At 68.9% G+C, this 12,786-nt stretch carries 8 protein-coding genes; 5 read left to right on the forward strand and 3 right to left on the reverse strand.

Annotation, left to right across the window (positions count from 1 at the left end; genetic code table 11):
- Positions 1-11: 11 nt before the first annotated feature.
- Together OG819_RS07090 and OG819_RS07095 are read right to left on the reverse strand one after the other, a co-directional pair.
- Positions 12-3,635, reverse strand: a complete 3,624-nt coding sequence (locus OG819_RS07090) for a NocE (RefSeq protein ID WP_266648512.1) — start codon at positions 3,633-3,635, stop codon at positions 12-14.
- 434 nt (positions 3,636-4,069) lie between these two features.
- Positions 4,070-6,367 (reverse strand): transglycosylase domain-containing protein, encoded by a 2,298-nt coding sequence (locus OG819_RS07095; protein WP_266648513.1) that lies wholly within the window; start codon positions 6,365-6,367, stop codon positions 4,070-4,072.
- A 356-nt stretch (positions 6,368-6,723) separates the two neighbouring features.
- Between OG819_RS07095 and OG819_RS07100 the strand changes: the two genes are divergently transcribed.
- From OG819_RS07100 to OG819_RS07120, 5 genes are all read left to right on the forward strand, one after another.
- On the forward strand, positions 6,724-7,749 hold the full coding sequence (locus tag OG819_RS07100; RefSeq protein WP_266648514.1) for an SPFH domain-containing protein: 1,026 nt from the start codon (positions 6,724-6,726) through the stop codon (positions 7,747-7,749).
- Entirely contained in the window at positions 7,746-8,000 is a 255-nt protein-coding gene (locus tag OG819_RS07105) for a hypothetical protein (RefSeq protein ID WP_266628190.1), read from the forward strand. Before OG819_RS07100 ends, OG819_RS07105 begins: the two co-directional genes overlap by 4 nt.
- A 205-nt stretch (positions 8,001-8,205) precedes the next feature.
- The gene (locus tag OG819_RS07110; RefSeq protein ID WP_266628189.1) at positions 8,206-8,730 is read left to right on the forward strand and encodes a PadR family transcriptional regulator; all 525 of its coding nucleotides are present in this window, start codon (positions 8,206-8,208) and stop codon (positions 8,728-8,730) included.
- Positions 8,727-9,413 (forward strand): ABC transporter ATP-binding protein, encoded by a 687-nt coding sequence (locus OG819_RS07115; protein ID WP_266585394.1) that lies wholly within the window; start codon positions 8,727-8,729, stop codon positions 9,411-9,413. The genes OG819_RS07110 and OG819_RS07115 overlap by 4 nt, the downstream gene beginning before the upstream one ends.
- Positions 9,410-11,743, forward strand: a complete 2,334-nt coding sequence (locus tag OG819_RS07120; protein ID WP_266648515.1) for an FtsX-like permease family protein — start codon at positions 9,410-9,412, stop codon at positions 11,741-11,743. The genes OG819_RS07115 and OG819_RS07120 overlap by 4 nt, the downstream gene beginning before the upstream one ends.
- 21 nt (positions 11,744-11,764) lie before the next feature.
- On the opposite strand, the gene OG819_RS07125 is transcribed toward OG819_RS07120, so the two are convergent.
- Entirely contained in the window at positions 11,765-12,718 is a 954-nt protein-coding gene (locus OG819_RS07125; protein WP_266634645.1) for a LysR substrate-binding domain-containing protein, read from the reverse strand.
- Positions 12,719-12,786: the final 68 nt, after the last annotated feature.

A 12,786-nucleotide genomic window follows, 5' to 3' on the forward strand; every position in this document is an offset into this window, starting at 1 on the left:
CGAGTCACGAACTACAGCTGCCGTGACTGATGGGTGAAGAGGGCCTCCGTCGTGTGCTCGTCGCCCTGTGTCCATGTGGTGGATCCGTTGAAGAGCGGTGGGTCGGACGTGCACGCGGGATAGCAGTCCGTGAACCACTTGAGGGAGACGGATGAGATCTTTGGATCCATCCGGACCGGAATGATCTTCAGGACTTCCCGGATCAGATCGTCATCCGGATAGAGCTTGATCTGCCGTTGCATGGCCCAGTGGACTTCACCGATCGGCTCTCCGTCACTGTTGATGAAGGTCGCAATGAGCGGACTGCTGTCCTGCATGCACCCCTCGAACCGATTGAATGAATTGTGTACACGGTTCTTGCACCACGGGACCAGATCGAGCTCCGGGGCGCGGAGGTTGGACGAATTCCGCGCGAAGGGTGATTTACCCGGACTCGGCTTGCCGAATCCAAGGCACATTCGCACGCCCTTCTGCGACGGAACGGACGTGCACTTGCTCGGCGGGATCCCGGACCGCTGCTGCGCAAGGGCGGCCGAACCCGCGTGGGGCGTTTCCACCACCTCCTGCTGTGTGTAGTCGATGTCCGCAGCGTTGGGATTCGCGGCGGGCAGGGACAACTCGGTGCCGTTGACCGCGTAGTCGCCCGGGTGGATGGCCACGGCGTCGAATGCGATGTCCTCGTCGCCGGTCCCGTCCGGCGTGATGGTCGTCAGACGGACCTTGGGAACACCGCTGAAACGGAACGCTCCGAGAGACACCCAACGGTTGCTCGACCCGACCTGCGAGATGGTCCGCCGACTGGTCCACCGTCCGTTGTCGACCTCGTATCTCGCGTACTTCGTCTGCGCCCCGTGGTCGGGGATGTGGACCCACACTTTCGCCGTGCTGTTCAGCGACTTGTTCAGCTGCCAGGTTCCGGTGATCTTCAGCCGCTGGCCCTTGGCGTCGTCCGCGCGCGTGTGACCGAACCAGAAGTGGCCACCGAAGCCCGCGCCCAGTTGGTGGAGGTCGACCTTGGCCGGGTAGACGGTCTCGACCGAGTTGTTGGCGAAGTTGAAGCTGAAGGTGCCGGAGTTCGTCCAGGAGTTGCTGCAGCCCACTCGGACGACGGGGGTGTCGGCGGGGACGTCGTCAATGATGAGGGCGCCGTCCGGCAGGCCGCTGGTGCTGCAGTTCGGCGGATACGCCGTGCCGTCGGGCTCTTCGGGCGCGGTGTCACCGAAGCGGACGAACTCGTATCCGCAGGTGTCGACGCAGTCGGTCTTCCACGTCACCGGCTTGTTCCACCAGCACTTGACGTCGTCACGGCCGCAGGGACCGCTGCTCGCGGTGTCGTTGGAGGCGCCGTCGGAGATCCGGCTCGGGTCGCAGCTGTTGGAGGAGTCGCAGAAGGCGTCCTCGGGCGCCTTGAGGTGGGCCCGGTTGTAGAGCGCGCTGCCCTTGACGGTGACGGCCGAGTTGGTGCCGTTCCAGGTGGCGGGGCGGAACGCGGGGACCAGCGTGCCGGGCGATTCCAGGAAGGAGGGCGGGTGGGCGGCGAAGCCGAGGACCTTCTCCTGGTAGGGCCAGTTCTGCGGGCGGGCCGCGGCGCTGGCGTCCTCGCCGCCGGCCGCGTTCTCCATGAACGGCAGCCGTCCGGCGTCCCATTCGGGATTGGCGGGGTTGTTGGCCCAGCCCAGTCCCCACGGCGAGCCGTCACCGGCGTTGGGGTGGAAGCCGGAGTTGTACGCCCACAGGGCGAAGTACCAGTTCTCCGGCCGGCCGCTGGTGCCGTGGTTGGCGATCACGCCGGCGGCGCGGGTCTCGTTCCACTTGGAGACGAGGGTCTGCAGGCCCGCGGCGATGTTGGCGGTGTAGTCCAGCGCGGCGGCCCGCTGCTTCTGGTAGTCCCAGGCCGCACCGCCGTGGCCGTCCTCGCGGCCGGCCATCCGCATGTGGTCGGTGATCTGCGTGATGCCGTAACCGCAGTCCGCCTTGGCGAAGTCGACGTCCCAGTCGTTGCTGGGGTCGCCGTCGTAGAGGTTGATGCCGTAGTAGTTGCCGATCAGCGGGCTGGCGGTGACCCCGGGCACGGCCTCCCGGCCGGCCTGCCACATGTTCGACTCCTGGGTGGTCACCCCGAGCATGACCTGCGCCATGGCGCGGCCGCCCCCGTCGAGCGCCGGGTTCAGGAAGAGTGACTGCGGCATGTACGCGGGCATGCCCAGGTTCTTCCAGTTCGCGGGGCGCGAAATGTGCGTGTTCAGCAAGCCCTTGACCGCCATGTCGACCGCCCACTCCACCTGCCGCGGCTTGGGCTGCATGGCCTGGTTGCGCACATCGTTGCGCGGCACGGAGCAGGTGCGCTCCGCCTCCACCGGGTCGCTCGGGTCACCGGCGGCCGTCGCGGCCACCGACGTCCTGGCGCTGCCCCCGGAACCGGACAGCAGTCCCGGGGACGCGGCACGGCCCTGGCCCGCGTACGCCGACACCCGATGCGCCGGATCGACGGTGAAGGACACCTCGCGTCCGGTGGCGCGGGTGGTCAGGGACGTCCTCACCGTACGGGCCCCGGTGGCCTCGCCGGGCTGCAGCAGCGTGCCCTTGCCGTCGGCCCAGGCCGTGTGGGTCAGGACGGCCTCACCGCGTGTGGAGACGGTGACGTCCTTCGGCGTCGACGCGAGCCTCTTCACCGTGGCCGGCGTGCGGATCCCGGTCGGCCTGGTCGTGCCCGTCACATACACGGTGCCCGCACTGCGGGTCAGTCCGGTCTCGGTGGCGAGGCCCCGGGCCAGCACGGTCGCCCGCGTGGTGCGTACGTTGGGGTGCGCGACGGCACCGGCCGTGATGCGCTTCACCTTGGACGTGGCACCGCGCTTGTCGAGGAAGGTGATCCCCCCGTCGCCGTCGGGCGTCAGGCGGTAGGGCACACCGTCGGTACGGGCGAGAGCCGTGCGCCCGCCCCTGGCGTCGACCTTGATGACCTCCGCGCCGGAGGCCGCGGCTATGGAACCGTCGGCGGCCGGGACGGCCGAGGTGACCTGCCCCTTGACCGGGATCGGCTTGCCGATTCCGCCTGTTGAGGCGTCCAGCCGGAACAGGCGGGTGCCGGGCCGGTCCTCACCACCGGACTGGGTCAGGATCACCGTCTCACCAGGTCCGCAGCCCGGGTTGTAGTAGGACAGCGACGCCTTCAGGTCCAGCTTCGTCACCCGGCCGGAAGCCAGATCGACCACCGCGGTGAACCCGCCCCGAGCCATCAGCTGGGGCTTGTTGGTGAAGGTACGCGGCGCATAGACCACAACCGCCCGCTTACCCGAACCGGTGACGCAGGTGTTGCCGATCCAGGCGTCGGCGTCGAATCCCGGCTCGGAAAGCGACGCGATGGTGCGCCAGCTGTATCCGTCCTTCTTACCGGCGGTCAGGAGATGGAAGCCGTCCGCGTCCCCCGAGGTCGTCCACGCCACATCGCCGGACGCCTGCCACCCCTTGCCCAGCACCGCGGCCCGCTCGGCCGACGGCACCGCGTCACGCTGAGCCCCGGTCGCCGCCTTCGTGGCGGAAGACGTCGGTGCCGGTGGATCGGCCCAGGCCACGGACTGCGTAAGTCCGGCGAGTAACGCACCGGCCGCCAACGCGGCCAGCCGTGCCCGCATTCGTCTGCAGAGTCTCAAAACATCCCCTTCTCACATGGCTCCCGCACTACGAGAGCCCTGAAAGGGAAAGGGCACCTTGACCACAATCCGGGCATGCCTGAGAGCCGCACACCGATTTCGCAGTTCGCTGATTCAGACAAGAATTGAGCGCGGTCAGCCGGTCAGTGCGCAGCGCAAGGTGTCGCCAAGATCCCCTCCCCGTTGACGGGAGAATGGAACAGACACCCAACCCGAGTCAATGAATTTCTCATAGAACTTTAAAGTTTCGGCCTTTGTGGCCGATAATCGCCCGGGAATAAATCGCCCCATGGAGGGAATCCTTCAGATATACGCGACCATCTCGACCATGAGCTTCGGTCCGGTTGGCACGAAAAGGGCGCCCGGTGGGTCACCGGGCGCCCTTTTCCTTAGGCCCTGGTGGGCCGTTTTGACGATTACTGCTGGTTGAGCGGGTTGAACGGGTCCTCTGGCGTGATCTCGTCGGTCGGGGTCGGTGACGTGGTCGCCGGTGTCGTCGCCGGGGTGGTCGGGGGCTCGGAGGTCGGGGTCGGCGGGGCGCTGGTGGTGGGCGTCTCGATCGTCGGCGGCTCGGTGGTCGGGGTCTGCGACGGCGTCTCGCTCGGCGTCTCGCTGATCGTCGGCGTGGTGCTGGGCGCCATCGCCGCGCCCTGGGTGGTGTCCAGCTCGAACGTGGTGACGCCGCCCATCGCGTTGAAGGTGTACGCCGCCCATATCTGGGCCGGGAACCCACCGCCGTTGACACGGCCACCGCCCGCGGCGCCCTTCAGGGACACCTGCGTACCTTGCTTGACCACCTTGCCCTCGGCGTCCTTGCGGTCCTTGGGGACCTCTCCGAACAGACCGACCGAGGTGACCAGGTTCGGCGTGTACCCGGTGAACCAGGCCGACTTGTTGTTGTCGGACGTACCCGTCTTGCCCGCTACCTGCTGGCCGTTGCGGTCGACCGCCTGGGCCACCGAGACCTGGGCCGTACCGTCGTTGACCACGCCGGTGAGCACCGAGGTGACGGTGTCGGCCGCCTCACTGCTGATGACCTGGTCGCCGATCGGGTTTGGGAAGTCGACCGAGCGGTCCTTGTGCTCGGCCGAGGCGACGATGGCCGGGGTGACCTTCCGGCCGTGGTTGTCGAGGGTCGCGTAGATGCCGGCCATCTCCATCGGACTCGCGCCCATGGTGCCGAGGGTCTGCGCGGGCACCGCCTGCATGCCCTTGGTGTCCATGCCGAGCTTGCCGGCGACCTTGAGGACCTCGTCCATTCCGACGTCGACGCCCATCTGCGCGAAGACGGAGTTGATGGACTTGTTCATCGCGGTCTGGACGGTGACGTCGCCGTAGTTCTGGTCGTCCTCGTTGGGCGGTGCGAAGCCGATGCTGCTGCCCTCGACGGAGCGACCGCTGGTGCCGTCGTAGACCGTGTCCGCCGTGATGTCCTGGCCGTCCTGCGTCTTGGCCTGCTCGTCCAGGGCCGCCGCGAAGATCAGCGGCTTGAAGGTAGAGGCCGGCTGGTAGTCGCGGCGCGTCGCGTTGTTCACGTAGTGCTTGAAGTAGTCCTCGCCGCCGTACATCGCCACGACCTTGCCGGTCTTGGGACTGACGGAGACCGCCCCGCCCTCGACGTCACCGTCGACCGTGCGATTCTTGGCGTCCAGCTTGCCGGTGAGCTTCGTCTTGACGGCGACTTCCAGCTGCGTCTGCTTCTTCTTGTCGATGTTGAGCGTGACCGTCCAGCCGCCCGCGTCGACCAGCGCCTTGGCGTCCTCGTAGTCGGCGGCGGCGCCCTGGGCCACGAGCCGGTTGGCCAGCGCGCTGTTGGCCGCGTCCACCAGATAGCCGGTCTGGCCCTCCATGCCGGGCACGCCCTTGGGGTCCTGCGGGATCGGGAACTTCATGGTCGCGCGCTTGGCGGCGGGCAGCCAGCCCTCCTCGACCATGTTGTCGAGGGTGTAGTTCCAGCGGGCCGTGACCAGCCGCTTGCCGGTGTCCGTGGCGACACCCCAGTCGTACTGACTCGGGGCCTGGAGCAGCGAGGCGAGGTACGCGCCCTGCTCGACCGAGAGCTGGCTCGCGTCCTTGCCGTAGTACGCCTGGGCCGCCGCCTGGATGCCGTAGGAGTTGCGGCCGTAGTAGCTGGTGTTGATGTAGCCCGCGAGGATGTCGTCCTTGGACTGCTGGCGGTCCAGCTTCAGCGAGATGACCAGTTCCCTCAGCTTGCGCGTGACGGTCTGGTCCTGGGTGAGGTAGTAGTTCTTGACGTACTGCTGGGTGATCGTCGAACCACCCTGCTTGCCCTTGCCGGACAGAGTGTTGATCAGACCGCGGGCCGTGCCCTTGAGGTCGACGCCGGAGTCCTTGTAGAAGGACTTGTTCTCCGCGGCGACGAAGGTCTTCTGGACGTCCTGGGGCACCTTGTCCAGGCCGACGATCTCTCGGTTGACCTTGCCGGTCCGGGCGAGCGTGCTGCCGTCGCTGTACTTGTAGATGTTGCTCTGACGCTGTGCGTCCGCGTTGCCCTGAGGTATGGAGACGACCATGTAGAGCACGATGAAGGCGCCCATGCCAAGTAGGCAGACGCCCAGGAAGGTGCCGAGGATCGTCTTCCAGTTCACGAACCGGCGTATGCCGGTGCGGCGGGGCTTCCCTCCGAACGAGGGCATGGCCGCCGCGCGGCGGCCACCGTGCTGCCGCGCTCGTCTCTCTTGCGCTCGTCCCATGGCTGAGTCCGCTCCGCTCGCTCTCGTGTCGCGCTCTCTTGTACGCGTGTCCTGCCGCGTTCACTCACGCGCTCGCGTGTCGCGTTCATGCTCGTGCGCCACACAGGTTCGCCGCTGAGGTCAGCTCAGCAAACTAACACCACGCGCTATGACAAAGGGCTGCCGATCCGCTCTTTTGCGGACGTGACAATCAGCACGTACTGCCCAGGACTGCGCATCCGCCCCATCTCAACCGACGAGCGAGAGGGGTGGAAGGTTGCCATGCGGGGTAAAGTGATATCACTTAGATAGGCCCTGGATGGCCTTGGGCGGGCGGGAGCCGTACGGGCTTCCGCCGCACGAAAACGGGGGGACCCATGCCGGAACACGACTCCACTCCCAGCGACTCCACTCCCAGCGACTCCACTCCCAGCGACTCCGATCACAGCGGCTCGACTCCCAGCGGCTCGAACCCCAGCGGCTCTGCCCCTCTCGCCGATGTGCCGCGGCTGCCCGATCCGCGCGTACGGGAGTTCACCGCGCACAGCATCGACGGCGGACTCGCGCTGCTGTTCGGGCTGGTCGGGCTGCTGCTCGGCGTGGGTATGATCGCGGCCGCCGCGGCGGTCTTCACCGGCGGCGCCAAGGCCGCGCTGATCGTTGCCGGCATCCTGATCGGCCTCGCCGCGTTCCTGGCGATGTGCGGGCTGAACACGGTGGCGCCCGGCGAGGCGCGGGTCGTCCAGCTCTTCGGGCGGTACCGGGGGACGATCCGCCAGGACGGGCTGCGCTGGGTGAACCCCTTCACCTCCCGTACGGCGATATCAACCCGGGTGCGCAACCACGAGACCGCCGTCCTCAAGGTCAACGACGCCTACGGCAACCCGATCGAACTCGCCGCGGTCGTGGTCTGGAGGGTCGAGGACACCGCGCAGGCCTCCTTCGAGGTCGACGACTTCCTGGAGTTCGTCGCCACGCAGACCGAGGCGGCCGTACGGCACATCGCGATCGAGTACCCCTACGACGCCCACGAGGCGGACGGTCTCTCGCTGCGCGGCAACGCCGAGGAGATCACCGAGAAGCTCGCCGTCGAACTCCACGCGCGTGTGGAGGCCGCCGGGGTCTCGATCATCGAGTCGCGCTTCACGCATCTCGCGTACGCTCCCGAGATCGCCTCCGCGATGCTCCAGCGCCAGCAGGCGGGCGCGGTGGTCGCGGCGCGGCGGGAGATCGTGGACGGAGCGGTGGGGATGGTCGAGGCGGCGCTCGCGCGGATCGCCGAGAGGGACATCGTGGAGCTGGACCCCGAGCGGAAGGCGGCGATGGTGTCGAACCTGTTGGTGGTGTTGTGCGGTGACCGGGCTCCGCAGCCCGTCCTGAACACGGGGTCCCTCTACCAGTGACGGATCCCTCCGAAGAGTCGGCCCCCCGGCGTCGGCCGCAGCAGCGCAAGCAGGTTCTGCTGCGGCTGGATCCGCTGGTCCATGAGGCGCTGGCGCGGTGGGCGGGGGACGAGCTGCGCTCGGCCAACGCGCAGATCGAGTATCTGTTGCGGCGGGCGCTCACGGAGGCGGGGCGGTTGCCGGGTGGGGCGGGGCCGATTCCCCGGCGGGGGCGACCGGCCGCTTCCGCGACGGGGGAACCGGAGGAGTAGGCACCACCTCCGCCCCCCACCCACCCCCGGACGGGTTTGCCGTCCGCGGGTGGGTGGGGGTTGATCGCGCAGTTCCCCGCGCCCCTGAAATGCGTGGTGACGGAACCGTGACAATCGGCTGTGACCTGCGCGGACGTGGGGCTCGGCATGATCTATTCTCGGTGTGTATACGTGCGGTGTATACGCCGTATGTAGAGTGCTCCGCATGTCCATCGGTCACACCCTCCTAGGACTCCTGGAGTCCGGGCCCCGTCACGGTTACGACCTGAAGCGGGCCTTCGACGAGAAGTTCGGTCACGACCGGCCGCTGCACTACGGCCAGGTCTACTCGACGATGTCGCGGCTGCTCAAGCACGGCCTCGTCGAGGTCGACGGAATTGAGGCGGGCGGCGGCCCGGAGCGGAAGCGGTACGCGATCACCGACGCCGGGATCACCGACGTACAGCAGTGGCTCGCGACGCCGGAGAAGCCCGAGCCGTATCTCCAGTCGACCCTCTACACAAAGGTCGTTCTCGCGCTGCTCACCCACCGGGACGCGTCCGAGATCCTCGACACACAGCGGTCCGAGCACCTGCGCATGATGCGCATCCTGACGGATCGCAAGCGCAAGGGCGACCTCGCCGACCAGCTGATCTGCGACCACGCCCTCTTCCACCTGGAGGCCGACCTGCGGTGGCTCGAGCTCACCGCCGCGCGCCTCGACAAACTCGCCGAGGCGGTAACCCGATGACCCCCGCAGGCTCCCTGCTCGCGGCCCACGACCTGCGCAAGGCGTACGGCCCCACCAACGCCCTCGACGGCGCCGAGTTCTCCATCCACCCGGGCGAAGTCGTCGCCGTGATGGGCCCCTCCGGCTCCGGCAAGTCGACCCTGCTGCACTGCCTGGCCGGCATCGTGACACCGGACTCCGGCTCGATCGTCTACAACGGCCAGGAGATGGCGACCATGAACGACGCCCAGCGCAGTGCGCTGCGGCGCAGCGAGTTCGGGTTCGTGTTCCAGTTCGGCCAGCTCGTGCCGGAGTTGACCTGCGTCGAGAACGTCGCGCTCCCGCTGCGGCTCAACGGGACCGGGCGCAAGGAGGCCGAACGGGCCGCCCTGTCGTGGATGCAACGGCTGGAGGTCGACGACCTCGCGGCGAAGCGACCCGGTGAGGTGTCCGGCGGTCAGGGGCAGCGGGTCGCCGTCGCCCGATCGCTCGTCACCAGTCCCCGGGTGCTGTTCGCCGACGAACCGACCGGCGCGCTGGACTCCCTCAACGGCGAGCGCGTGATGGAGCTGCTCACGGAGGCGGCCCGCTCGACCAACGCGGCGGTCGTGCTGGTGACGCACGAGGCACGCGTGGCCGCCTACTCGGACCGCGAGATCGTCGTACGGGACGGCAAGTCCAAGGACATGGAGCGCATCGTATGAGCATGCGTCAGTGGTCCAAAGATCTCGCCATGGGGGTCCGGTTCGCCTTCTCCGGCGGACGCGAAGGGTGGGTCCGGGCACTGCTGACAGCGGTCGGTGTCGGACTCGGCGTGGCACTGCTGCTGCTGACGACGGCGATACCGAACGCGCTGGCCGCGCGCGACCATCGCAGCAGCTCCCGGGACGACTTCACGTACAGCGGGAAGAAGCTGCCGAAGGCGGACGACACGCTCGTCATCGGCCGCTCCGACACGACGTTCCGCGAAAAGGACGTACGCGGCCGGCTCCTGGAGGCCGAGGGCCCGCAGGCCCCGCTGCCGCCGGGCGTCGGGAAGTTCCCCGCGAAGGGCGACATGGTCGTCTCACCCGCGCTCGACAGGCTGCTCAAGTCCGACGGCGGCAAGCTGCTGCGCGACCGCCTGCCCTACCGGGTCACCGGCACCATCGGGCAGTCCGGTCTCATCGGACCCGCCGAACTCGCCTACTACGCGGGCGTCGACGGGCTGGCGAGCCAACTGGCCAACGGCGGCGTCGAGCGCATCGACTATTTCGGACCCTCCCCCGGGAGCGCGCCGGACAAGTTGGACCCGGTGCTGCTCCTGCTCGTCCTGATGGTCTTCATCGTGCTGCTGATGCCGGTCGGCGTGTTCATCGCGGCGGCCGTGCGCTTCGGCGGCGAGCGCCGGGACCGCCGGCTCGCGGCGCTGCGGCTGGTCGGCGCGGACGGACGGATGGTGCGCCGGATCGCGGGCGGCGAGGCGCTCGCCGGAGCGCTGCTCGGGCTCGTCCTCGGCACCGGCTTCTTCCTGGCCGGGCGTCAGCTGGCGACCCTGCTGGTCGTGCGCGACATCAGCATGTTCCCGAGCGACCTCAACCCCTCGCCCGCGCTGGCCGTGCTCGTCGCTCTCGCCGTGCCGGCCGCGGCCGTCCTGGTGACGCTGTTCGCGCTGCGCGGGGTCGTCATCGAACCGCTCGGTGTGGTCCGCACGGCGAAGCCGCCGCGGCGCCGGCTGTGGTGGCGGCTGCTGCTGCCGCTGGGCGGCCTCGGGCTGCTGTACCCGATGATCGGCCAGGGCAACGACAACGGGAACTTCAACCAGTGGCTGGTGATCGGTGGCACGGTGCTGCTGCTCGTCGGCGTCACCGCGCTGCTGCCGTGGGTCGTCGAGGCCGTCGTGGCCCGGCTGAACTCCGGCTCGGTCTCCTGGCAACTGGCCGTACGCAGGCTACAGTTGAGCAGCGGTACGGCCGCCCGCATGGTCAACGGCATCGCCGTCGCGGTGGCCGGGGCGATCGCGCTGCAGATGCTGTTCGCCGGGGTCGACGGCGACTACACCAAGCAGACCGCCAACGACGTGACCCGGGCTCAGATGGAGATCTCCCTGCACCGCGACGTCCAGCTGGGCGAGGCCGGCCGACAGCTCGCGCGGACCGAGGGCGTGCGCCGTGCGTCGGCCCTCTCGCTGTCCTCGGTCGGCGACCGGCCGAAGAATCCGGACACCGAGCTGGAAGTTGCCGCCGGCAGCTGCGCGGAACTGCGCGAGGTGGCACGCCTGGCCTCCTGCAAGGACGGCGACGCCTTCTGGATCCGCGGCGGCGAGTACGACAACAAGACGAAGAAGCTCATCGAACCGGGCAGCACCCTCTACTTCGATCCGTCGTACGACGAGACGCCGACCCACTCGGCGGCCTGGAAGGTGCCCGCCGACCTGAAGACCGCGGAACCCCGCGAGGATCCGACCGGTTACGCGCGCGGCGGACTGCTGGTCACTTCGGGCGCGCTGCCCGCGAACGCGGCGGACGGCCTGAGCCAGAAGGTGTTCGTCACCCTCGACCCGTCGGTGCCGGACGCCGGCGACTACGCGCGCAACACCGCCGCCCGGCTCGATCCGCTGGCGGACGTGTTCACCCTGGCGGCCAGCAAGCAGTCGCAGCAGTTCCGGTCCATCCGCACCGGGCTGTTCGTCGGCGCCACCTGCGTCCTCCTGCTGATCGGCGCGAGTCTGCTGGTGTCGCAGCTGGAACAGTTGCGCGAGCGCAAGAAGCTGCTGTCGGCGCTGGTCGCCTTCGGCACCCGGCGGCGCACGCTGAGCCTGTCGGTGCTGTGGCAGACGGCGATCCCGATCGGGCTGGGGATGGCGCTGGCATCGGTGGTGGGCCTGACCCTGGGCGCGGTGCTGCTGAAGATGACCAACACTTCGGTCCGCCTGGACTGGGTGAGCGTGCTGTCCATGTCCGGCATCGGCGCCGGCGTGGTCCTGCTGGTCACCCTGTTCAGTCTGCCGCCGCTGCTGCGGCTGATGCGGCCGGACGGACTGCGCACCGAGTGACGGGCCCATGGACCGGGACGCTCAGGCGTCCCGGTCCAACACCCGTACCGGCAACGGCCGCAGCGCTTCTCGGAGCGCTGCGGCCAGTTCTTCGTACTCGCCGCCGCGCGCGGCCCCGGCGCGCATCGCCAGCGCGATCCGGCGGGTCGGCGCCGGGTCCGCGAAGTAGCCGGTGCGGAGCTGGTTGCTGCGGGTCGTCTCGACCCTGACAGCCGTACGCGGCAGCAGGGTCACGCCGAGCCCGCCGGCCACGAGCTGCACCAGGGTGGACAGTCCGGCGGCCGTGGTGGTGACGGGGGCGTCCGCACGCCCGGCCTCCCGGCAGATGTCGAGAGCCTGGTCGCGCAGACAGTGCCCCTCGTCGAGCAGCAGGAGGTTGAGCTCGCGCAGCGCTTCACGGGGTATTCCCTCCCGGCCGCCGAGCGAGTGGTCCAGTGGGGTCACGAGCACGAAGTCCTCGTCGAACAGCGGGAGTTCGAGGACACCGGGCACTCCGAGCGGCACGGCGAGCAGAAGCAGGTCGAGCCGTCCGATCGCGAGGCCCTCCAGCAGGTTGGCCGTCTGCTCCTCGTGGACCTGGAGGTCGAGGTCCGGGTAGCGGTCGTGGACCAGGTTGAGGACGGTGGGCAGGAGGTAGGGCGCGACGGTGGGGATGACGCCGAGGCGCAGCGCCCCGGTGAACGGCGCCCGTACCGCCTCCGCCTCCTCCATGAGCGCGCCGACCTCGTCCAGTACCGCCTTCGCGCGTACGGCGAGGCGCTCGCCGGCGGGTGAGAGCAGCACCTTGCGGGTCGTACGCTCCAGGAGGGTCACGCCGAGCGTCTCCTCCAGGACGGAGACCGCGCCCGACAGTGCGGGCTGGCTCATGCCGATCGCGGCGGCCGCGTCACGGAAGTGCAGGTGTTCGGCCACGGCGGCGAAGGCGCGCAGCTGGGCGAGGCTGGGCTGACGACGCCCGTTCCCCTTGGAACTCATGGCCCCCTTGCCGCTCATGGGGCCCTTGGAGCTTGCGTTGCCCAGCGGGCTGGCCATGGCCGTACCTC

Origin of the sequence: Streptomyces sp. NBC_01549 (assembly GCF_026339955.1) — a bacterium.
Lineage (GTDB): Bacteria > Actinomycetota > Actinomycetes > Streptomycetales > Streptomycetaceae > Streptomyces.